Genomic DNA, 21,472 nt, shown 5'->3' on the forward strand with positions numbered 1-21,472 from the left:
GTTGTTGTGGGGGAAATATGGATTTACTGAAAGTCGCTGATTATATGAATAAGCATCCCGTGACCTTTAATGCGGAGATGCCAGTAGAAATGGCGGTTGATCGATTAATTAAATGCCGACAAACCGGTGGGCCGGTTATTGATGAACGGCGCAAAATTATTGGGTTTATTTCAGAGCAAGATTGTTTAGCCCGAATGCTGATGTCAACCTATCACGATCAGCAATCGTTTAAAGTGTCAGATATTATGCAAACGAATGTGCTGACGGTTAAAGATTACTACGGCATCATTGATGTGGCACAAACGATGCTAAAAGCGCAGCCGAAACTCTATCCGGTTGTCGACGATGATGGTTTTTTACTGGGGATCATTACCCGTTCCGATGTGTTAGCGGCAATAGATAAGGAACTACACTCGCATTACGGTAAAGTAGGTTAAACACTAACGGCTTAGTATATTTACACTTAATACGGTAAGGTGGGTTAAACACTGACGCCTCAGTATATTTACACTTCAGTTAGCAGGCGGTGTAGCGTATTACTGGATTGCCGCACCCTTACTTGGTAGCATTGCGCCCTCTGACTTCTGAGGGCGTTATTTTGTCTGCTACAGCACCATTTTCTGTTTCCGAATGTTACGCAAAATTGGCTGATTGCTTACTGCAAGATCAGTTTCGTTTCCGTCGCCAATTATCTGCGCTAAAAAAACTCGCTGACGTTGCAGCACAGCAAAGTAAATTGTCACGGCTCTGTGCCGATATTGAGCGCTCCATGGCGCTGCGCCAAGTGCGGGCGAAAGCCGTGCCGGCGCTTCATTACCCTCAAGAGTTACCGGTTGTTGCTAAAAAAGATGACATTAAAGCCGCCATTGCTGCGCATCAAGTGGTGATCATTGCCGGTGAAACCGGTTCGGGTAAAACCACTCAGATCCCGAAAATTTGTTTAGAGTTAGGCCGAGGTGTGGCCGGTACGATTGGCCATACTCAGCCTCGTCGTCTTGCCGCCCGCAGTGTTTGTGCGCGTTTAGCTGAAGAATTAGATTGTCAGGTTGGGCAGCAAGTCGGTTATAAAATCCGCTTTGGCGATCATACTCATGCCGACACCTTAATAAAGTTAATGACCGACGGTATTTTGCTGACCGAGATGCAGCATGACCGATTTTTAAATCAATACGATACGTTGATTATCGATGAAGCGCATGAACGCAGCTTAAATATCGATTTTTTATTAGGTTATTTGAAGCAATTATTACCGAAGCGTCCTGATTTAAAGGTCATCATTACTTCTGCGACAATTGATCCGGAACGGTTTTCGAAGCATTTTTTCGATGCGCCTATTGTTGAAGTGTCGGGGCGAACTTATCCGGTAGAAGTGCGTTATCGCCCTTACAGTGAACTGGATGATAAAGATGGCGATCAGCTGCAAGGTATCTTTGATGCCGTCAATGAGCTCTATCAAGAGCCGCCAGGTGACATTTTAATTTTCTTAAACGGTGAGCGTGAAATTCGTGATACGGCCGATGCGCTAGAAAAACTGCAATTACCGCACACCGAAGTTTTACCGCTGTATGCGCGGCTAAGTGCTGCCGAGCAAAATCGGATTTTTCAGCAGCATGCAGGCCGACGCATCGTGTTATCGACCAACGTGGCCGAAACTTCCTTAACGGTACCGGGGATCCGTTATGTGATCGATCCGGGTACTGCGCGTATTTCGCGCTATAGCTATCGCTCCAAAGTACAACAATTACCCATTGAAGCGATCAGTCAAGCGAGCGCGAATCAACGCAAAGGCCGTTGTGGTCGGGTCGCTGCCGGTATTTGTATTCGTTTATACAGCGAAGAAGACTTTATCGGACGCCCCGAGTTTACCGATCCGGAGATCCTGCGCACGAACCTTGCATCGGTGATTATGCAAATGCTGGCGCTGGGATTAGGTGATATTGAAGCTTTTCCTTTTTTACAAAAACCTGATAGCCGCTTCGTCAATGATGGTTTAAAGCTGTTAGAAGAGCTCAGTGCAATTGCACAGCAGCGCGGTAAAGACCCACTAAAATTAACCGCGTTAGGAAAGCAACTGGCACGTTTACCTATCGATCCGCGTTTAGCTCGGATGGTGATAGCCGCCAGTGATAATGGCGCCTTGCGTGAAGTGTTAGTGATTGTGGCGGCGTTATCGATCCAAGATCCGCGAGAGCGGCCACTGGATAAACAGCAAAAAGCCGATGAATTACATAGCCGCTTTGCCGATCCGGATTCTGATTTTAGCAGTTGGCTTAAACTGTGGGATCACCTGCAACAGCAGCAAGATGCCTTAACGAATAATCAATTTCGCCGTAACTGCCGGTTAGAATTTTTAAACTACCTACGTGTGCGCGAGTGGCAAGATCTCGTTGCGCAATTAAGCCAGGTGGCACAAGAGCAGCAACTTAAAAGCAACGAGCAAGCCGCGAATTATCAGCAAGTGCATATGTCATTATTAAGCGGCTTATTAGGGCAAATTGGCTGTAAAGACAGCGAAGCCGATTATTTGGGCCCGCGGCAAACCCGTTTTTATGCTTTTCCGGGCAGCCATTTGTTTAAACGCAAACCCAAATGGGTGATGGCCGCTGAGTGGGTTGAAACCAGCCGTTTGTATGCGCGAAGTTTAGCCAAAATTGAACCCGAATGGGTTGAACCCTTGGCGCAGCATTTGGTTAACCGCAGTTACAGTGAACCGCATTGGGAAAAGAAAAAAGGCGCTGTCGTCGCTTATGAACAAGTGACGTTATACGGTGTGATCATTGTCGGCAAAAGACCGGTTTTGTATAGCCGTATTGATGAAGCCGTGTCTCACCAACTGTTTATTCGCGAAGGCTTGATTAATGGCGAGTCGGGGCTGCAAGATGCTTTTTTACAACACAATCAGCAATTAATTGAGCAGGTGCAATCACTCGAAGAGAAATCGCGGCGGCGCGATATTTTAATCGATGATGATGCGTTAGCCAGTTTCTATGCTGAGCGTATTCCCGTGTATGCTAATAATCGTGTTGATTTTATTAAATGGTGGAAGAAAAAGCGCCAACAAGATGCGACTTTTTTAAATTTCGATCCTGATGCTTTATTGCAGCGGGATGCCTCAGATATTACCGCGGCTAAATTTCCAGAAAGCTGGCAGCAGGGTAATTTAACTTTACCGTTAGAATACCATTTTGCACCTGGTGAACCAGATGATGGTGTCAGTGTGTTGATCCCGCTGGCGCTACTGAATCAGGTTGAAAATACCGGCTTTGATTGGTTGATCCCAGCACTGCGTCATGAATTACTGGTGGCCTTGATTAAATCGTTACCAAAAAACTTGCGGCGTAATTTTGTGCCAGCGCCAAATTATGCAGATGCCTTGTTGCAAAGCATTCAACCAGAGGATGGCCCTCTGTTAGACGTTGTCACGTATAAATTAAAACGAATGTCGGGGCTGATTATTCCAGAAGATGCTTGGGAGCTGTCAGGCTTAGCCGCGCATTTGCGGATGAATTTTAAAATTGTCGATGAGCGTAAGCTCGTGGCGCAAGGACGCTCCTTGGCTTTGTTAAAACAACAGCTGCAAGGTGAAGTACAGCAAAGTCTTAGCGAAGTGGCAGAGCAGGGCATTGAGCAGGCGGCGCTGACGAACTGGACCTTTGGTGACTTACCGCAAGAGTATGTCAAGCTGCAAGCGGGTTTTGAAATTAAAGCCTTTCCGGCCTTAATTGATGAAGGCGATAGCGTCGCCATTCGGCTGCTGGATAATCCGCAGCGTGCGCAGCAAGAACATATCAAAGGCTTGCGTCGCTTATTATTATTAAATATTCCATCCCCGGTGAAGTACTTACAAGATACGTTACCTAACCGCGCCAAATTGGGTTTGTACTTTAATCCGTTTGGTAAGGTATTAGAGCTGATTGATGATTGTATTGCGGCAGCCACCGATGAGTTAATTACGCAAGCACTGCCGGTACAAGATGCCAACGCGTTTCAGCAGCTAAAAGAGCGCTTACGTGCTGATTTAGCTGAACGGGTGCGGCAAATTGCGCTGCAGGTTGAGCGGATCCTTAACCAGTATCACGAAATTCAAAAGCGTTTAAAGGGCAAAGTCGATTTGGCGCATTATCAGGCGCAAGCCGATGTGAAAAGCCAATTAGAGCAATTGATTTTTAAAGGCTTTGTTACAAAACATGGTGCTTCGCGCATGGATGATCTGCTGCGTTATCTCAGTGCTATGGTAAAACGTTTAGAAAAACTGCCGGTCGATCCGAATCGAGATCGCTTGTTAATGCACGAATATCAACATGCCGAACAAGCTTATTTGCAACTGCTTGGCAAATTTGCTGGGCAACCCTTGCCTGAGGCTGTAAGCGCGATAAGTTGGATGCTACAAGAGCTAAAAGTATCGCAGCATGCGCAGCAATTGGGTACGCCTTATCCCATCTCGGCGAAGCGGATCCTTAATGCCGTACAAGAGCTTAAATAATATACTTGCAGGCTGCGTTAAGCTTGCTAAGATAAAGGTTAAGTAGTTTAAGGAAATCGCTATGGTAAACAGGAATGATAACCGGCATTTTTACCGCATGATGGTTAATGCTGACGTGAAGCTGATGATTAACGACCCAGAAGCCGCCCGAGTGGTAGATGGGGTTTGTCGTGATTTAAGTGCTTCGGGAATGTCGGTTGAAACCGATGAGTTGATTGAGTTAGGCACCTTAATCCGCATCCGTTTAGAATCACCGAATGCCAGTGTACCGCCGCTTGATGCGACTGCTAAGGTAATGCGTTGCAGCCAAGACAGCGAAGAGAGCTACAATTTGGGTTTAGCTTTCATCGAGCTTAACTAAAGCGGTTAATCCCTCAGTCGCTATATAACGTTGCTAGGCCTTTTAATATAAAGGCGTAGCAACTTTATTGACTGGCTGATGCCAACAACAGTAACAGGTACGTTACTGCTGCTGACATTTTCTTCTGTCTATTACATTACACTCACATGCTCTGTCATACCGAGCTGTAAGCCGCTTCTCTGCAAATAATCAGCAAAGCTCAAGCGGACCTAATAGATTTTGCAAATTAAGCCTTTCAAGTAAAAGCCTTCAGGAAAGAAGCTGGCAATTAGATGGTCACTGTCTTGTTGTAAGCGTTCGATAAACAAACAATCTCGCTTGGCATCCAGCGCCGCATCGGCCACGACTTTTTGAAATAACGTTTCTTCAATTAAGCCTGAGCAGGAAAAGGTGAAGAGTAAACCGCCAGGTTTAACTAATTGCATTGCTAAGCGGTTTATATCTTTGTAACCGCGACAGGCACCATTGAGTTGTGATTTATTATCCGCAAACTTGGGCGGGTCTAATATAATCATATCAAAGGTTTTGCCTTCTTCTTGATACTGTCGTAATAACTTAAACACATCTGCCCGTGTATGGGTAAGGGCATTCACATCTAAGTGATTAAGCTCGGCGTTACGGCTGGCGGTGGTTAAGGCTAATTCTGACATATCCACGTTAGTCACATTACGAGCACCGCCTAATAAAGCGGCTACGCCAAAGGTACCGGTATAGCTAAAGCAGTTTAAAATCTCGGCATCTTTCGCATAACGACGCACGGCTGCACGGCTGGCGCGTTGATCGAGGTAAAAACCGGTTTTATGGCCTTCAACAATATCAACAATCAGCGTCATACCGTGCTCTTTAATGAGCACTTCGCCGCTTTCGCGGGGTAAATGTAACCAGCCTTTAACCAGTGGTAAGCCTTCTTTTTTACGGATATCAACATCTGAACGCTCATAAATACTGTGCTCAGGAAAAACCTGTTGCAAGGCGCTTACCAGCATTTTGCGTTTGGCATCCGCTCCCGCTGATAATAATTGCACCACCAACACATCGGCAAATTTATCGATAGTAACGCCGGGAAGATCGTCCGACTCGGCCGCTATGATGCGCAGGCCATTGGTATCCACGGTATTAAACACACTTTGACGGATCTGCCACGCTCGGCTGATTTTACGTACAAAGAAATCAACATCAACCGCTTCATCTTGTTGAAAGGTCCAGATGCGGGCGCGAATTTGTGAACTCGGTGAATAGGCGGCACGTGCCAGCCACTCACCTTTGCTGCTGAGTACTTCAACCGTGTCGCCGCGATTGGGGGTATTTAACACCTTATCGATGGCATTGGAAAACAGCCACGGATGGCGGCGGTTTAAAGCTTTTTCACGACCTTCTTGTAAGACAATGGTCGGTAAGTTTACGGTTCTATTCATGATTTTAAGTACGCTGTGCTAGACTAAAGACCGTATTTTAGAGAAGAGACCGACAAAGCTAAAGTAAATTCGTGCAGCTATCGGTATGGAGTGCTATGAACAAGCCAATTCCCCAGCAAATGCATGCCGTTTCGGTACAGCAACCCGGTAAAAACAGTGTTTTAGTATGGCAAAACCAAGCCATACCAGAATTAATGACCGGGCAGCTATTAATTCACGTGGCAGCCTGTGGGATTAATCGTGCTGATTTGATGCAGCGCCAAGGGTTGTATCCGCCACCGCCAGGCGATAGCGACATTTTAGGCTTAGAGGTAGCAGGTACCGTGGTAGCGGTGGCGGATGCCCGTTTAGAGGCTTGGCTGGGCCAGCAAGTGTTTGGTTTAGTCAATGGTGGCGGTTATGCCGAATATGTGGTGATGCCAGAAGCGCATGCCATGCCGGTACCGGATGGCTGGACCATGGCTCAGGCCGCAGCAACCGCAGAAACCTTTCTAACGGCTTACCAATTATTATTTACCGAAGGCCAAGCGCAACCTGGCCAGCGTGTGCTTATTCATGCGGGTGCCAGCGGTGTTGGCACTTCTGCTATTCAATTAGCCAAAGCTAAAGGGTTGCACAGTGCCGTTACGGTGGGCAGTGCAGACAAAGCCGAGGCGTGTTTAAAGCTCGGTGCTAAGTATGCCATCAACTATCGGCAGCAGCAGTTTAGTGACGCGTTAAAACAGTTTTGGCCAGAAGGCATCAATCTGATCTTAGATCCGGTTGCCGGGCCTTATATTAATCAAGACGTCGCCTTATTAGCCCAAGATGGTAAGATCATTATCTATGCGATGATGGGGGGGCGCACGGTGCCAGAATTCGAATTAGTACCGTTATTTCGAAAACGCGGCCAGCTCTGGTGCTCTACCTTACGTAATCGCGATTTAGCCTACAAGGGCAAGTTAACTGCGGACTTTATTAATGATTTTGCAGCAGATATGGCCAGCGGCAAGGTTACACCGGTGATCCAGCAACAGTTCGTTGCCTCAGATGTCGAGCAAGCACACCAACTGCTGGCGTCGAATCAAACCATTGGTAAATTGGTTTTAACGTTTTAAATTGATTGGTGTTTCGCCAAGTGAAAGGACGACATACGCATGGCAGTAAGTTTTGGCAAGGCCACCTACGCAAAAACGGTGCAAAGGCTAATAGAGCGGATTTATAACCATAGTCCGTTGAAAGACTCAATTTATGAGCAAGCGGTGCTCTGGTTTGCCGCTAAGCCACAAGAAGATAAGCAAGCTGCTGCGTTAGAGCAGCAATTGTATTTATTTGAAAACAATCAAAGCGGCGCGAAAGGTAAGGGTACAGCACGCAATTTAAAAGAGGCCGAAAGCCAATCTCAAGAATTCAATAATCAAGTTGAAGAGGCGAAATTTCAGCGTTATAGCGAGCTAGAAGCGATTTGTTATGATGTATTACAACTATGCCAAAGTGACACCTTTGTGGATACGAACCAGCAAACTGCCAAGATGCTCGGTACGATCCAATTAATGTCGCCCACTAAAGGCCGGCAGGTCGCCAAGACCAACCAAAAAGCGCGCCATCTTTATAAAGCATTACTCAGTTTACGCCTGTTAGACCGTTTAGTTATGGACGGTCTGATTGATCATCCGTATATCATGGAATGTTATCAAGCCAGTAAAGAACTCCCTTACGCGGAGAATGCTATTCACCATCCTTATCGCGATAACATTCATGTCACGGTGCTGATGGCGGCGATTTTACAAGATATCGGCCGTTGTCATCCCAGCTGCCAATTGCTGTTGAAAGGACCTGAAGGTAACTTCGATGAGTTTCGTGAACTCGAGGCGGATGAGCGCAATGCTTTTTTACAAGACAGTTACAATGAAGCCTTTACTTATGTGCAGCATGCACTGAGTAAGGGCCGTTATCGTGGACGCGATCGTGATGAGCGAGATCGCTTTGTACGTGATGAAGAACAAAAACGTGAGTTATTGCTGTTGTTGCTGAAACAAGCTGCCCGGCCGCAAGAGGGCATTGGTAATGTGCTGCGGATCCCGCAAATCTATACCTCGATGGTGTTATCAACCAAGCAATCTTACAATTATGAAGATCTGCCAAAGGCCGCTTTGGCGCTAGATAAAAGTGCTGAGCTTGGCAAAATTAGTAAAAATAGTGTGGCGGGATTTTTGCGGATTGTCGGGATGTTTCCGCAAGGTTATGGCTTGCCTTATATTCCAAAAGACTCTGATGGTAACGACATGGATCGTTATGAATACGCCATCGTTGCCGGGCTTTATCCGAGCAATTTCCGCCAGCCGTTTTGTCGTATTGTGACCTACAGTTTAACGTACCAAGCGTCTGCGCGAGCTTGCGTGTTAAGCATTGAAAATAACTTATATTTTGCGCCAGCCCGTAAAAAGCTTGAAGTGATCCCTGAAGAGCGTTTGTTAGATATCTTACGCAAGCTCGTTTACGACTTCCAAGAGCGCATGGCTTCACCGCTCATTCCGAAGTTTTGGCATCCCTATGATTATTTTTTACATACCAAAAACCAAAACTTGTGGAATAAAGCCATAGTGATCTCGAACTAAGCCAGCAAAGCGCCCTAAGCCGAGCCAACTCGTGCTTAGGGTTTTGTGGTTGTTGATTCCGGCTCTACCAAGCTGTCAGAGGGAGCAAAAGGGGGCGCATCTTCTTGGATATTGGGCACAAAGCTGTTGTGTTGCACTGTCGGCTCAGAGGCAACATCTGACTGGGCGACGCCTTCTGCAGTTGCTTCATTTGCTGTCGTGCTTTGTTCTGCTAGCGGCTCAACATCATCACGCATTTGTTGCTGTACCAGCTCTTCATCAACTCGCGGATCTAAAGCGGCCGCTAAAGGCGATGACACTAAATCACCCGAAGCCAGTTGATAATCGGAAGGTTGCTGTTCGGATAGCAGTCGGGTCGCCACTTTTTGATTGTAATTCACCCGCGCCAAGCGCAAGAACAAGATCACACAACACACCGCCATATAGAGGTAAAGCATGCTATTACCAAATAGCTGCATGCTAAAAGAGGCCACTAAGGGTCCTAAGGTTGCCCCAATGCCAAAGGTCAGCAAAATGGTGGCGGATAGCGCGACACGCTCACTTTGTTCAATGCGCTGGTTGGCCATGGCTGTCGCCAGCGGATATAAAGTAAAGGCGAGGATCCCAAAACAGAAGGTCGCCGCTAACAACAGCAGGGTGTTAAGGGGGACTAAGGCAATCACTAACACAATCAGGCCTAATAAAGCACTATTGATCCGGACCAGACGACTTCGTGGGATCCGATCCGATAGCTTACCCATCGGCCACTGCGCTAATAAGCCGGCTAAAATAGTGGCAGACATAAAACTGGCTACTTCGCTATTGCTAAGGCCAATACCCGCCGCAAAGGCTGGCGCTAAACCGTAAAACGAACCGGAGATCCCTCCCGCAATTAAAATGGTGGTGAGTGATTGCGGTACTTTACGCCAAAACGCCATGATTTTAAGCGGTGCAGGATGCAGCGGCTGTGGGTGAATGCGCCGAGTGAGCGCAATAGGTACAATGCACAGCGCATAACAGATACCAACCAGTAATAACGGCTCTATTCCCAGCTGTGGAAAGAACGACAACAGCGTTTGACCGCCTACCATGCCAAGATAAGACACAATCATATAACCCGCAAACACTGAGCCACGTTGTGAGCTATCGGCTTGTTCGTTCAGCCAGCTTTCTAGCACCATATACTGACACATCATGCCGGTGCCCACGAGCACACGCAGCAGTAACCAAATTTCGAGTGTATCGGTAAGTGCGTGGCACAGAGCCGAGGCCGTTACAATACTGGCGCTGGCCACAAAGGTGCGAATATGACCCACCCGGGCAATGAGTTTGTGGCCTACTTTGGAGCCCGCAACCAGACCGAAATAGTAAGCCGACATCATGCCACCAATCCAGAGTTGCTCGACACCATCGCGGGCTAATGACAACGCTAAATAGGTGGTCAGTAGGCCGGCTCCCAACACCATAATCAGCGTGGTGGAAAACAGCGACGAAAAACTGCGAAATGGCGATGGCATCCTTTACCTCTAAGTGTTGAACTGTGTTACGCGTTACTTAACGCGCATCCCGGGCTGAGCACCGTCATCTGGGCTTAACAAGAAAATATCACTGCCGCCAGGCCCCGCTGCGAGCACCATACCTTCAGATAAACCAAAGCGCATTTTGCGTGCAGCTAAGTTAGCGACCATCACCGTTTGGCGACCGACGAGGCTTTCTGGAGTATAGGCCGCTTTAATGCCTGCGAATACCTGACGGGTTTCACCCGCGCCAATATCTAAGGTTAATTGCACTAACTTGTCAGCGCCTTCAACCGGCGCGGCGGCAATAATTTTGGCTACGCGCAAATCGATTTTGACAAAATCATCAATGCTGATGGTGTCGCTAATCGGTTCACGCTCTGCACTTGCTATTGGCGCAGCAGCAGGCGCTTTCGCTTTTGCGGCTGTGCTGCTGGCATCTGCTGTGGGTTGTAAGTTTTCGGTAGACGCCGAAACCATGACTTGCACTTTAACCGGATCGACACGCTGCATTAAGGCTTTAAACGGGTTAATCGCATGATTTAATAAAGGGCTTTGGTAGTGTTGCCACAGCAGTTCGGTATTTAAAAAGGCTTCGCTATCCGCGGCCATTTTCGGTAACACCGGCTTAAGATAATGCATTAACACGCGGAATAAGTTTAAACCCATAGAGCAAACATCATGCGTTTCTTGTTGTTTGCTCTCGTCTTTGGCTAATACCCAAGGCGCTTTGGCATCAATATATTGATTCGCACGATCAGCAAGCGCCATAATGTCGCGAATGGCCTTCGCAAATTCACGTTGCTCATAGCTTTGCGCAATGCTGCTACCGGCATTAATAAAATCTTGATACAGCTCTGGCTCGGCCAGCGTTGCCGACAAGGTGCCATTAAAGCGCTTACTAATAAAACCGGCACAGCGACTGGCGATATTGACCACTTTGCCGACGAGATCAGCATTCACTTTTTGCGTGAAATCTTCGAGGTTTAAATCGAGATCGGTAATACCACTGGTTAATTTGCTGGCAAAATAATAGCGAAGGTATTCAGGATCTAAGTGCTCTAGATAGGTACGTGCTTTGATAAAGGTGCCGCGCGATTTTGACATTTTCGCGCCATTTACCGTGACAAAACCATGTGCATAAACCGCGTTGGGTTTGCGAAAGCCCGCGCCCTCTAACATGGCAGGCCAAAACAGGCTGTGGAAATAAATAATATCTTTGCCGATAAAATGATAAACCTCGGCATCTGAACCGGGTGCCCAGAAGCTGTCAAAATCGACATTGATGCGATCGCACAAATTTTTGAAGCTGGCTAAATAGCCAATGGGGGCATCTAACCATACGTAGAAAAACTTACCTGGCGCATCTGGAATTTCAAAGCCAAAGTAAGGCGCATCACGGCTGATATCCCACATTTGGAGGCCATCTTTAAACCACTCTTGTAGTTTATTGGCCATTTCATCCTGCAGGGCACCGCTACGCGTCCAGGCTTGCAACATCTCTGCAAAGGCCGGTAAGTCAAAGAAGTAATGTTCACTGTCTTTTAATATGGGCGTTGCGCCTGACACAACCGACCGAGGATTTTTAACTTCTGTTGGGCTATAGGTTGCGCCGCAGACATCACAGCTATCGCCATTTTGATCTTGTGCGCCGCACTTAGGGCAATCGCCTTTGACAAAACGATCCGGTAAAAACATGGATTTTTGTGGATCGTATAACTGGCTAATGACTTTACGTTTAATATGTCCCGCAGCGTTTAAGCGGTTATAAATGGTATTGGCAAACTCGCGATTTTCTTCACTGTGCGTAGAATGATAATTATCAAAGGCCACGCCAAAGTCAGCAAAGTCAGTACTGTGTTCAATTTTGGTTTGCGCAATCATCTGCTCAGGACTAATGCCTTGCTGCTGCGCTTTAAGCATAATCGGTGTGCCGTGGGCATCATCGGCACACACGTAATAACATTGATGGCCACGTGCTTTCTGAAAGCGGGCCCAAATGTCGGTTTGGATATATTCCAATAAATGACCAAGATGGATGGGGCCGTTTGCATACGGCAGGGCGCTGGTGATCAGAATTTTCCGTGTTGACATTAAAGATCGCTCTTACATAAATGACTGAAAATATATGCGCTAATGATACTATAGCCGCTATTAAATCGCATCCGGCATTGTCAGATTGCTGGGAAAAATGCCACCCTTTTTGGTTTTTGAGGAGTCTCGATGTTTAATTGGCTGAAAAAATCAGCAGTAACCCAAACACCACAGGCTGAGCCTTGGCAAAACGCGTTGTTGGCAATTCGCCAACAGGCCCCGGTATTTAAAGCGATCCACACGGTTATTTTGGTCGCGTCGGGCAAAGGTGGCGTGGGTAAATCGACAACGGCTGCAAATTTGGCCATGGCGATGGCTAACGCGGGTGTGCGCACCGGCCTGCTTGATGCCGACATTTATGGCCCTTCTTTACCTACCTTGTTTGGCTTAACGGGGCAAAAGGTAAGCTCGCCCGACAATAAATTAATGCAACCCCTACAGCAGCATGGGGTAACATTGCAATCTATTGGTTTTTTAGTGGATCCCGAGGATGCCAGTGTTTGGCGTGGCCCAATGGCAAGCCAAGCTTTGCTGCAACTGATTAACGAAACGATTTGGCCGGAATTAGATGTTTTATTAATTGATTTACCCCCAGGCACCGGTGATATTCAGTTAACTTTGTCACAAAAGTTACCGGTAACCGGCGCGGTTGTGGTGACTACACCCCAAGATTTAGCACTGGCCGATGCCCAAAAAGCCATTAGTATGTTTCGCCAAGTGTCTATTCCTGTACTGGGCTTAGTTGAGAATATGAGCTTTTACCTTTGCCCAAGCTGTGGTGCGCATGATGATGTATTTGGTAGTGCTGGGGGGCTAAGGTTGGCTGAGCGCCATCAAGTCCCGGTACTAGGGCAATTACCCTTGCAAGGGAGTATTCGTCAGCAGTCGGATCTGGGCGTGGCGTTAACACAAGGCGACGCGGCCATGGCCGCTTTGTATCATGATATTAGCTTGGCGCTATTACAGCGGGTAAGCGGTGAATTACCGGAGCACGCTTCGGTTGAAATTAAAATAACGGATGATTAGACATGAGATTATGTGACCGCGATATAGAGCGCTACCTAGCCAACGGCAAAATTTGCATCACGCCAGCCCCCGATGTTGATATGATCAGTGGCGTGAGTGTCGATATTCGTTTGGGTAATAAGTTTCGAGTTTTTGTGGCGCATGCCGCACCTTACATCGATTTAAGTGGCCCCCGTGCCGAGGTGGATGCGGCGTTACATTCCGTTATGAGCGATGAGATCGTGCTAGCCGATGATGGGGTATTTATTCTGCATCCTGGTGAATTAGCTATTGGTGTAACCTTAGAGTCAGTGACCTTGCCTGATGATATTGTTGGCTGGTTGGATGGCCGTTCGTCGCTAGCGCGCTTAGGCTTAATGGTGCACGTGACGGCACATCGCATTGATCCGGGCTGGTCAGGTAATATCGTTTTAGAGTTTTACAACAGTGGTAAGTTACCCTTAGCTTTACGCCCTAATATGAAAATAGGAGCGTTAAACTTTGAACTGATGACCGGCCCTGCTGCCAGACCTTACAATAAACGGCTGGATGCGAAGTACAAAGAACAAACGGGGGCGGTTGCCAGCCGCATCAGTCATGATCATAAAGGTGGCTGATCTAAAAAATAAAAAGCCCACGTATCAGGTGGGCGCAAGCTTATAAAGCAAAAATGAAGCGCAATGATTATGCAATAAAACTGCATAGTCTGGCAACTGTGTGCTAGGCATTGTGGTTAGTTTCTGTGTTTTAAATGCATAAAAAATGATTTTTTATTAGCTCAATACAGCTCTAAAGGAAGTGAAATGAAATTATATGGCTCACAAACCTCACCTTATGTGCGGCGCATTCGTTTGTTACTGGCGGCACAGCCGTATGAGTTTGTTGATATGCAAATCTTTGCAGAAGGCGATCGTGAAAAGCTTTTAGCGTTGAACCCGACACTCAAAGTGCCGATGTTCGAGCATGACGGGCAAATGGTGTTCGATTCAGGGGTTATTTACCGTTACCTCACCACGGTTTTATCATTACCCGCCTTAAGCTGGTATCAAGAGAATCAATTAACGGTGATTAACGCCATTAATGATTCATTGGTTACGTTGTTTTTATCGACGCGCAGTGGCTTAGATACTAATGAAGATCGGTTGTTTTTTAATATACAAAAACAACGTATTGCCGCTTCGATGTTCGTGCTAGAGCAACAAGCGCAAAACCATGAGTTTGCAGAGTGGAATTATGTCGCGATGTCACTTTACAGCTTACTAGACTGGGTAATCTTTAGAGAACTGTTAGAATTAGACGAATACCCGGCGCTGCAGGCCTTTTATGCTGAAAATAAACAACAAGCTGCCATTGCAACCACCGATCCGCGTTTAACTTAAGATCTTGGGTAGTAAGTTAAAAATAGCGAAATAGCGAAATAGCGCCATGGCGACGTTCATGCCATGGCGTAACAACTTAGCCTTGCTGCAACACTTCCGGTTCAATTAACACGCTTTGCGTCGCATCAGATAACCAAATTTGGCTTTCGCTAATATTACATTGAATTTGCATATTACGGTTAAACAGCTTAGCCATATCCGCTACTGCTTGTTCAGGAATATCGATAACGGTTAAATTTTGATAGCGAGCTAACGCCGCGCTGTTGGCTTTCCACCACACTGGAACAACGCGGCCACCATAGCAATATAGTGTTACCTTTTTAGCGCGGTTACAGGCTTTTCTTAGCCATTTCTCATCAACTTGACCAAACTCAACCCAATGCGCAATTACACCATCTAAACCTAAGTCCCACAACTCTGCTTCATCTTCACTACCGCTGAGCCCTTTGGTAAAACCTAAGGTTTCATTGGCATTAAGGGCAAAAGCCAGTAATCGCACCATTAATCGTTCGTTATTTTCAGAAGGATGCTGCGCCAAGGTTAAACTGTGATCGGCGTAGTAATGCCGATCCATATCCGCAATTTGCAATTGTACTTTGCACACTGTCGCTTTAAGCGCCATAACCATTCCCAGCTTTTAAAAAAACGCAGTGTACCTTAAAGCTTGAAGCTTTGAATAGTGAGCTGATGGCTGCAATGGGTTAGGGCAAAGCTATCTGCAGTGTGTTGCACAACCTTCGGGGGCAAAAACCTTTGGCGTCAGATACCGAGCTATCTACCGCCTGTTCCTGCTGAAGCTTTATGCTAAGCGATAGCTTTGGCGTCAGATACCGAGCTCTCAGATAGTTTTTAAAGCCTCTCGCCAACGGCGAAATCGACAAGCACCAACGGTTCTTTTGTCATCACGATACGTGTGCATAAACTCGGTTAGCTATTGCCAAAAGGCAAAAGAAATATTCGGCGCTTTAAAATATATAAGCTTGTATGTATATACAGTTTTAGGTGAATTTATTGTTATCAAGTAAATTGCAAGTTTAAAACACGCTTTATACAATCAGTTTAAAAGAGCGAGAGAAAATCTGTTGATTTACGCGATGTTGTTAGATAGTTTAACTATTTAACAAAAAATAGAAGGGCGTTTACATGGTTAGAAATAATGGGCGCTCCAAACTATTAAGCTGTTAGCACTATTACAGGGAGTTACGATGACTACCAAGAAAATGGCTGATTATGCAGCACTTTTACATTTCATATTTTATGGTGTTGTGTTTATCGTCGAGTTACTGATCAAAAGTACTATACCAGCCAACTATATTCAGTTTGTTATTGTTGCTCTGGGGTTAGGTTTTGTTGCACTAACTACAGACAGAAGCCATCTCGTTAATTGTTTAGCCTTTTCTGCCATAGTAAGCAGCTTTCTTTTGTATATGGCATCCATTTTAGGCGCGGTAATAACAGATGATATCTATATGGTATTTACTGGCTATTTCGTCATTTGCTGCTGCGTTGTGCTAGTTAATGCAATTCGGGTTAAGGTGTTTAATTCCCGTGCTAACAATCAAATTTTATCGCCAGCAAAAAACGCTGGCTGCGACGTCAACTCGCTGCGCGGTTTTCCGCGCTAAATTTGGGCGTTAGCAGCTTTCGGGTTGTTGTGGCTGTATAGGTTTTCTGTTCTGGCATTGCTCTCGTTTCGTTTTCTTACCGGGTAAGCCAAAACGTAAAGTCCGCCAGTTTGTGGGTTAGTCGCTGGCGGCGAGGGCGGTAGCGTTGTTCCTTTGGTTCATTTGCTCCGCTTGCAGCAAGTTTTAAGGTTCCAGTCATTTCGCTGTATCGCACTTGGCTGGTTAGGTTTCTAATTTATGGGTGCAGTTGCTTCGGTCAACATCGCGTAGCAGCAAGCCGCGAAGGTTTGGTGTTTGCTGCTAACAAGTTACTGCACCGGAAAAATTACTCGCTGGCGCTTCCAATTTTCCGGTGAGTAAAGCGTTAGTGTTTTAAGGAGATTTTTTGAAATTCATTTTGTTATCGTTCTTTGTGTTGTCCTTTTCTGTGGTCGCAGAACCGAAGCTTTCAAAGGTTGGGGACTTTGAGCTGGAATATGAAATCGCTGGCAGTGGTGAGTATACAGTCCTGCTGGAAAGCGGAGCTGGTGCTGGTCTATCTGACTGGGATCCGGTCTTCTATAAAATTGCTGAGAAAGCGACAGTTATTCGCTACTCAAGGGTAGGTAATGGCAATTCAACTAAAATAAAGCGTCATTTTACTTCTGACGAGTATGCTCATTATGCCAGCAACCTTTTACTAAATTTAGGGATTACGCAGCCTGTCATTTTAATTGCTCATTCTTATGGCGGTAATGTAGCTCGAGATTTTGCAGTGGCTTACCCTGCTCAAATACAGGCACTACTTATGCTTGATCCGTCTTCGGAGCATGATGTGGATATTATGCGGGCTATTAATTTAGAGCAGGCTAACAAAGAAATTGCTGCGGTAAAGCTTGCTGATATGGAAAATGGTATGTCAAACAACTACTTAGATTTTTGGAGTAAGAGACCTTTACCGAACTACCCACAGATCAAAGACATGCCAGTTACTGTTATTGCCTCCATCAAAAAAAATCCCAATCCTCCGCACTTGCTTGCTAGTGATCAAGGTGTATTAAAGTGGGGTGAGACATGGAAACAATGGGCCGAAGCTTTTCCACAAGGGCGGGCCGTGTTAACAGAGATGAGTGGTCATTTTGTGCAGTTTGACGAGCCTGAATTAGTAGTTGGTGAACTTACCCTAATTATTGAGCGGCTTTTAAAACACTAACAAGGCGCTATTGTCGCCGCTAACGCGGCTGGGACGGCTTACGCTGCGCTTTTACCGCCCCAAAGCTTTGCGTTGCGCCAAGTATCGGATTAACATCCATACTCTTATGAAGAATACGGATGATTTTAATTTGTTGGCTGCCGATCTGTTGATAAAAGATGACGTGGCTACCTTGAGAGAATTGACGATATCCGATTCTGATTTCATCGCATATTTTACCGATGTCGGGGTTTTCTGCTAAAAGCCAAAATGAATCATCAAATTGTTTTAAATAGATATTTCGTTGCTCTTTTCCCCAGCGACGCTGGGTGAATAATGCGATATCTCGCAAATCGGTTTTAGCAGCAACGGTGAGATTAAATGGCTTCAAGGAGAGTTTTCACTATCAAGTTCATTGATAAAGCTGTCGAGGTCATATTCTGCGTCACCGCTTTGTTCGCCTTCGACAAGTAGTTGACGAAGTGAGTTAAGTTTGGTTTCTTGGTTTTCGAGTAAGCGTAGCGCTGAGCGAATAACTTCACTCGCTGAGCCGTAACGCCCACTTTGGATCTGGCTTGCAATAAAGCCCTCAAAGTGTTCTCCAATAGTTATACTTGTGTTCTTGGCCATGTGTAGCTCTTCGGATACCAAAAGATACCTAATTATGGTATTAGTTGGAATTGTGAGCAAGGCGCATAACAAACAAATTTTATCGCCAGCAAAAAGCGCTGTCTGCGACGTCAACCCGCTGCGCGGCTTTCCGCGCTAAACTTGGGCGTTAGCGGTGTTTCACCTTCACAACACAAGGAAGTTAAAATGAAAATTCAGGCAAGTTTACTGGTTACTACTTTACTGGCGTCGGCGTCCTGTTTCGCGGCTGACACTTATCAAGTATCTACATCTGTGTACTCTCAAGGAAAACGGGTGGCAGCTAACAATCTGCTTCATTCGGCTTACGGCACCTGCGGCGCTGACACGTTCGCACGCCTGCGCGGGAGATTAAATTAATAGTAGTCTTGCGAAAGATTTTAATTTTCAACTTAATTTAGGATTAAATTTATGATGGGTGGAATAAGTATTTGGCATTTTTTAATCATAATGGTTTTGCCATTGATGCATGTGATCCTATCAAGCCGTTCCCACGGTGGTGCAAAGTTTGGTTGGTCTTTAGCGGTTGTATTTTTTCCGTTACTTAGCTACATCATTTACTTGATCGTGACTCAGCCTGCAAAAAGAGTGCAACAGCGCTAATGGCATTTAATAAGGCCAGTTAGCAACGCTGCCGTTGTTCGCTGCACCTCAAATCTGCTGCATTGCTTTTCGGCCTTGGCTGGCTGCGTTAGGCTGCTGGAATGAAAAATTACCCTACAATAACATTGGTTGCCTTTATTGTTCTTTGTGGATGCACTCGCTTATCGTATTTTGCTGAGCTTGATCCAAGAGCAAAATCGGTGCATTCATCGAAATATGGAAAGGGTAAATATTTTTATCATTACTCTAAATTTATTTTTTCAAGTGTAAATGATGCCCAAGAGAAAGAAGACTATTTCAATTTTGTGCAAACAGAAATTGAGCAAAAAATTGCTGGAAATCAGGCTTGTACCATTATCCAAGAGTCGCTGTCGTACTACGGCGAAGGCGGCGTTGTCAGTGTTCTGGTGAAATGCAATGAACCCTAACACGTGCTTTAAACAACCCGCTTAAACTCGCCGGAAACTCAATAAGTTGGTCAAGTAATATGCATTGTACTTGTCTTTTTTAAAGCACATGTTGAGGTGTTTATAATCCTATTTATTACACACCCTCGAAGTTAGATACTTAACGTTGAGGGTTATTTTTTAAGCGGGATATACTCTTTATCGTCGCCGATGACGTTGGGGAATTTGCCATTTTGCCAATCCGCTTTTGCTTGCTCTATCCGCGCTTTACTGAAAGATACAAAATTCCAGTGCAAATAAGGGGTTACAGTAAATTTTCCGCCTCCTAGCATGATAAATCGTCCGCTTTGCAGAACCGTCATTTCAGAGTCGATATCATCGAGCAAGACAAACTCACCCGCACCATAGGTTACTCCGTTAATGTCTATTTTTCCGCTAATAGGGAATATCGCGGTTTCATACGTTGGATGAGGTCTGGCAATTTTGCTGTTTTTATCTGCCGTTATGTCGATATAAAACATTGGCGAGTAAGTTTTAACGGGTGAACTCATGCCGTAAGCTTCGCCGACAATGAGCCGCATCATAACACCCTCGTGAATGAGGTGGGGTAGTTGCTGTTTTTTTACATGAGTAAAAGAGGGGTCAAGTTCAGCCATCTGCTCTGGTAGTGCGATCCAGCACTGTAAGCCATTAATGGCGTGCTTGTTCGCTCTTACTTCAAAGGTTTCTCGCTCGGAATGGGTTATGCCTTTACCTGCTGTCATCCAGTTGACATCTCCTGGATGTATTTCGACATGATGTCCTAACGAATCTCTATGCAAAATACTGCCTTCGAACAAATAAGTCAGTGTGCTTAGGCCAATATGTGGATGCGGTCGCACATTGATACCTTGCCCAGCAGGAAAATCATGTGGGCCAATTTGGTCAAAAAATATAAAAGGCCCAACCATTTTTTTATCTTGGTGAGGCAGCACTCTTTTTACCTGTAAGCCACCTAAATCATGTGTTGTTGCCTTCAGTACTTTTGCCATGTTGTACTCCTTAACAATGCAGAAATTAAGTCTACTCAGCACGGTATCATTCTAAACAGGGTAATAATATTAGAATAAAAGAAGCGAATAGTTCTATTAAAAAGAATGAATGTGCATGATCTGGCTGAAATGGCTGAGCATAACCTTTGGGGGCAGATAACGAGCTCTTTTTTTAAGCAGAGCTTAACGTTTTCTCCGTTGGCGAGATACTTTCTTTTGTGTCGCCAAAAGAAAGTATCCAAAGAAAATGCCCAATTTCGCTCGAAAGCCTGACTGCTCATACGTTGTCCAAGGCGAAAACGTAACTCGCGCTTTGCTTCGTCGCCGCACTCAAACACCCGTTTTCTTAAAACCTTGGCCAATGATGATCAGCCGGCTCGCTGCAAAGGGAGTGAATATCCGTTGAGGTATTTGCTTAGCTTCTATAGCTTGTTGGTGACTATCGCCTTGAAATAATTCATCTAACGACGAGGCACTTTTTTAAGGATCCAAAAGAAAATTTATAGCCAATGGCGAAAAGGTTAATGGTTATGGTAAGAACAAAGTAAATTTAATGCTTAATTGCCTTTTAAAATTGTTTGTTTTCGGTAAAGCTATATGTGGTGTTACTACAGTTTTATTTCGTTGTGCAATCAATAGTATTTTTCATTCCGAGGATGGTATGGCTAGAGTTCGCTGCATGTTCATTTTAATTGGAATGAGTTTTTTAGTGTTAACGTCTATCGGTGATAGCTATTATCGAGATTGGGTATACGCCAATCAAATAGCCGATTTTGGTTTGGCAGATTATCTGCCAAGTATTACCGGAACCATTACCTCAATTTTTTTATTAATCGGTTTAGCAAAAGACTGGATAACTAAAGCACCCGAATCGGCATTTTGGATCACATGTGGTTGCGCAACTTATGAGTGTTTACAGCCCGTTGTGGGAACCGGTGTGTTTGATCCGCAGGACTTAATTGCTGTTTTTGTCACAGGGGGTATTGTTGTGTTTACGCTTAACAAAGTAAATGCAAGTATCTTGCGTACAGTAAAACATCAAGCGTAATAAGCTTTAAAGCCAGCGGTCGCTAGATCTGCAAAAAACTGTTTTGTTAGATTGTTCGAAACCTTCAGAGTCAGATAACGAGCACTTGATATACCCTTCTTCTAAACAC

Annotated in this window: 20 protein-coding genes; 13 read left to right on the top strand and 7 right to left on the bottom strand. The window is 45.5% G+C overall.

Annotated features, from left to right (window positions below; genetic code table 11):
* Window positions 1–17 precede the first annotated feature (17 nt).
* From LMJ53_RS07960 to LMJ53_RS07970, 3 genes are all read left to right on the top strand, one after another.
* Window positions 18–437: a CBS domain-containing protein gene (locus LMJ53_RS07960; protein ID WP_226751664.1), complete on the top strand. Its 420-nt coding sequence runs from the start codon at window positions 18–20 to the stop codon at window positions 435–437.
* Window positions 438–598: 161 nt separating this feature from the next.
* Window positions 599–4,483, top strand: a complete 3,885-nt coding sequence (hrpA, locus tag LMJ53_RS07965) for an ATP-dependent RNA helicase HrpA (protein ID WP_229585570.1) — start codon at window positions 599–601, stop codon at window positions 4,481–4,483.
* A 61-nt stretch (window positions 4,484–4,544) separates the two neighbouring features.
* Window positions 4,545–4,844, top strand: a complete 300-nt coding sequence (locus tag LMJ53_RS07970) for a PilZ domain-containing protein (protein WP_226751662.1) — start codon at window positions 4,545–4,547, stop codon at window positions 4,842–4,844.
* A 209-nt stretch (window positions 4,845–5,053) separates the two neighbouring features.
* On the opposite strand, the gene LMJ53_RS07975 is transcribed toward LMJ53_RS07970, so the two are convergent.
* Entirely contained in the window at window positions 5,054–6,259 is a 1,206-nt protein-coding gene (locus LMJ53_RS07975) for a class I SAM-dependent methyltransferase (protein ID WP_229585571.1), read from the bottom strand.
* Between the two features lie 95 nt (window positions 6,260–6,354).
* On the opposite strand from LMJ53_RS07975, the gene LMJ53_RS07980 reads away from it, so the two are divergent.
* Both LMJ53_RS07980 and LMJ53_RS07985 read left to right on the top strand, forming a co-directional pair.
* Window positions 6,355–7,356: an NAD(P)H-quinone oxidoreductase gene (locus LMJ53_RS07980; protein WP_229585572.1), complete on the top strand. Its 1,002-nt coding sequence runs from the start codon at window positions 6,355–6,357 to the stop codon at window positions 7,354–7,356.
* Window positions 7,357–7,395: 39 nt separating this feature from the next.
* The gene (locus LMJ53_RS07985; protein WP_229585573.1) at window positions 7,396–8,856 is read left to right on the top strand and encodes a hypothetical protein; all 1,461 of its coding nucleotides are present in this window, start codon (window positions 7,396–7,398) and stop codon (window positions 8,854–8,856) included.
* A 35-nt stretch (window positions 8,857–8,891) separates the two neighbouring features.
* On the opposite strand, the gene LMJ53_RS07990 is transcribed toward LMJ53_RS07985, so the two are convergent.
* Together LMJ53_RS07990 and metG are read right to left on the bottom strand one after the other, a co-directional pair.
* Window positions 8,892–10,352: an MFS transporter gene (locus LMJ53_RS07990; RefSeq protein ID WP_229585574.1), complete on the bottom strand. Its 1,461-nt coding sequence runs from the start codon at window positions 10,350–10,352 to the stop codon at window positions 8,892–8,894.
* Between the two features lie 33 nt (window positions 10,353–10,385).
* A complete protein-coding gene (gene metG / locus LMJ53_RS07995) occupies window positions 10,386–12,446 on the bottom strand; it encodes a methionine--tRNA ligase (protein ID WP_229585575.1) in 2,061 nt (686 codons plus the stop codon).
* A 129-nt stretch (window positions 12,447–12,575) separates the two neighbouring features.
* Here metG and LMJ53_RS08000 point away from each other — a divergent pair, with 129 nt between their 5' ends.
* From LMJ53_RS08000 to LMJ53_RS08010, 3 genes are all read left to right on the top strand, one after another.
* On the top strand, window positions 12,576–13,472 hold the full coding sequence (locus LMJ53_RS08000) for an Mrp/NBP35 family ATP-binding protein (RefSeq protein WP_229585576.1): 897 nt from the start codon (window positions 12,576–12,578) through the stop codon (window positions 13,470–13,472).
* Window positions 13,473–13,474: 2 nt separating this feature from the next.
* Window positions 13,475–14,068, top strand: coding sequence for a dCTP deaminase (gene dcd / locus LMJ53_RS08005; RefSeq protein WP_229585577.1), 594 nt, complete (start codon window positions 13,475–13,477; stop codon window positions 14,066–14,068).
* Window positions 14,069–14,254: 186 nt separating this feature from the next.
* Window positions 14,255–14,830, top strand: a complete 576-nt coding sequence (locus LMJ53_RS08010; RefSeq protein WP_229585578.1) for a glutathione S-transferase family protein — start codon at window positions 14,255–14,257, stop codon at window positions 14,828–14,830.
* Window positions 14,831–14,906: 76 nt separating this feature from the next.
* Here LMJ53_RS08010 and LMJ53_RS08015 read toward each other — a convergent pair whose 3' ends face one another.
* A complete protein-coding gene (locus LMJ53_RS08015; protein ID WP_226751653.1) occupies window positions 14,907–15,452 on the bottom strand; it encodes a YaeQ family protein in 546 nt (181 codons plus the stop codon).
* A gap of 583 nt (window positions 15,453–16,035) precedes the next feature.
* Between LMJ53_RS08015 and LMJ53_RS08020 the strand changes: the two genes are divergently transcribed.
* A complete protein-coding gene (locus LMJ53_RS08020; protein WP_229585579.1) occupies window positions 16,036–16,455 on the top strand; it encodes a hypothetical protein in 420 nt (139 codons plus the stop codon).
* A gap of 385 nt (window positions 16,456–16,840) precedes the next feature.
* Window positions 16,841–17,647 carry an alpha/beta fold hydrolase gene (locus LMJ53_RS08025; protein WP_229585580.1) on the top strand — a complete coding sequence of 269 codons (807 nt, stop codon included), beginning with the start codon at window positions 16,841–16,843 and terminating at the stop codon, window positions 17,645–17,647.
* 19 nt (window positions 17,648–17,666) lie between these two features.
* On the opposite strand, the gene LMJ53_RS08030 is transcribed toward LMJ53_RS08025, so the two are convergent.
* Window positions 17,667–18,017, bottom strand: a complete 351-nt coding sequence (locus LMJ53_RS08030; protein ID WP_229585581.1) for a type II toxin-antitoxin system RelE/ParE family toxin — start codon at window positions 18,015–18,017, stop codon at window positions 17,667–17,669.
* Window positions 18,014–18,256 carry a type II toxin-antitoxin system ParD family antitoxin gene (locus LMJ53_RS08035; RefSeq protein WP_229585582.1) on the bottom strand — a complete coding sequence of 81 codons (243 nt, stop codon included), beginning with the start codon at window positions 18,254–18,256 and terminating at the stop codon, window positions 18,014–18,016. Before LMJ53_RS08035 ends, LMJ53_RS08030 begins: the two co-directional genes overlap by 4 nt.
* A 468-nt stretch (window positions 18,257–18,724) precedes the next feature.
* Between LMJ53_RS08035 and LMJ53_RS17140 the strand changes: the two genes are divergently transcribed.
* Both LMJ53_RS17140 and LMJ53_RS08040 read left to right on the top strand, forming a co-directional pair.
* On the top strand, window positions 18,725–18,877 hold the full coding sequence (locus LMJ53_RS17140; RefSeq protein ID WP_420778854.1) for a PLDc N-terminal domain-containing protein: 153 nt from the start codon (window positions 18,725–18,727) through the stop codon (window positions 18,875–18,877).
* 101 nt (window positions 18,878–18,978) lie between these two features.
* Complete coding sequence (locus tag LMJ53_RS08040; RefSeq protein ID WP_229585583.1) at window positions 18,979–19,305, top strand: hypothetical protein; 327 nt, start codon at window positions 18,979–18,981, stop codon at window positions 19,303–19,305.
* A gap of 152 nt (window positions 19,306–19,457) precedes the next feature.
* On the opposite strand, the gene LMJ53_RS08045 is transcribed toward LMJ53_RS08040, so the two are convergent.
* Window positions 19,458–20,315, bottom strand: coding sequence for a pirin family protein (locus tag LMJ53_RS08045; RefSeq protein ID WP_229585584.1), 858 nt, complete (start codon window positions 20,313–20,315; stop codon window positions 19,458–19,460).
* 679 nt (window positions 20,316–20,994) lie between these two features.
* On the opposite strand from LMJ53_RS08045, the gene LMJ53_RS08050 reads away from it, so the two are divergent.
* Complete coding sequence (locus LMJ53_RS08050) at window positions 20,995–21,363, top strand: hypothetical protein (protein WP_229585585.1); 369 nt, start codon at window positions 20,995–20,997, stop codon at window positions 21,361–21,363.
* The last annotated feature ends 109 nt before the right edge of the window (window positions 21,364–21,472 follow it).

Source organism: Rheinheimera sp. UJ51 (genome assembly GCF_020819615.1).
In the GTDB taxonomy this organism is placed as follows: domain Bacteria; phylum Pseudomonadota; class Gammaproteobacteria; order Enterobacterales; family Alteromonadaceae; genus Alishewanella; species Alishewanella maricola.

Bases quoted from the DNA above. Each gene is read 5' to 3' on its own strand.
- LMJ53_RS07960 (WP_226751664.1), top strand. From the start codon at position 18: ATGGATTTACTGAAAGTCGCTGATTATATGAATAAGCATCCCGTGACC.
- LMJ53_RS07970 (WP_226751662.1), top strand. From the start codon at position 4,545: ATGGTAAACAGGAATGATAACCGGCATTTTTACCGCATGATGGTTAAT.
- LMJ53_RS07975 (WP_229585571.1), bottom strand. From the start codon at position 6,259: ATGAATAGAACCGTAAACTTACCGACCATTGTCTTACAAGAAGGTCGT.
- LMJ53_RS07980 (WP_229585572.1), top strand. From the start codon at position 6,355: ATGAACAAGCCAATTCCCCAGCAAATGCATGCCGTTTCGGTACAGCAA.
- LMJ53_RS07985 (WP_229585573.1), top strand. From the start codon at position 7,396: ATGGCAGTAAGTTTTGGCAAGGCCACCTACGCAAAAACGGTGCAAAGG.
- LMJ53_RS07990 (WP_229585574.1), bottom strand. From the start codon at position 10,352: ATGCCATCGCCATTTCGCAGTTTTTCGTCGCTGTTTTCCACCACGCTG.
- metG (WP_229585575.1), bottom strand. From the start codon at position 12,446: ATGTCAACACGGAAAATTCTGATCACCAGCGCCCTGCCGTATGCAAAC.
- LMJ53_RS08000 (WP_229585576.1), top strand. From the start codon at position 12,576: ATGTTTAATTGGCTGAAAAAATCAGCAGTAACCCAAACACCACAGGCT.
- dcd (WP_229585577.1), top strand. From the start codon at position 13,475: ATGAGATTATGTGACCGCGATATAGAGCGCTACCTAGCCAACGGCAAA.
- LMJ53_RS08010 (WP_229585578.1), top strand. From the start codon at position 14,255: ATGAAATTATATGGCTCACAAACCTCACCTTATGTGCGGCGCATTCGT.
- LMJ53_RS08015 (WP_226751653.1), bottom strand. From the start codon at position 15,452: ATGGCGCTTAAAGCGACAGTGTGCAAAGTACAATTGCAAATTGCGGAT.
- LMJ53_RS08020 (WP_229585579.1), top strand. From the start codon at position 16,036: ATGACTACCAAGAAAATGGCTGATTATGCAGCACTTTTACATTTCATA.
- LMJ53_RS08035 (WP_229585582.1), bottom strand. From the start codon at position 18,256: ATGGCCAAGAACACAAGTATAACTATTGGAGAACACTTTGAGGGCTTT.
- LMJ53_RS17140 (WP_420778854.1), top strand. From the start codon at position 18,725: ATGGTTTTGCCATTGATGCATGTGATCCTATCAAGCCGTTCCCACGGT.
- LMJ53_RS08040 (WP_229585583.1), top strand. From the start codon at position 18,979: ATGAAAAATTACCCTACAATAACATTGGTTGCCTTTATTGTTCTTTGT.
- LMJ53_RS08045 (WP_229585584.1), bottom strand. From the start codon at position 20,315: ATGGCAAAAGTACTGAAGGCAACAACACATGATTTAGGTGGCTTACAG.
- LMJ53_RS08050 (WP_229585585.1), top strand. From the start codon at position 20,995: ATGTTCATTTTAATTGGAATGAGTTTTTTAGTGTTAACGTCTATCGGT.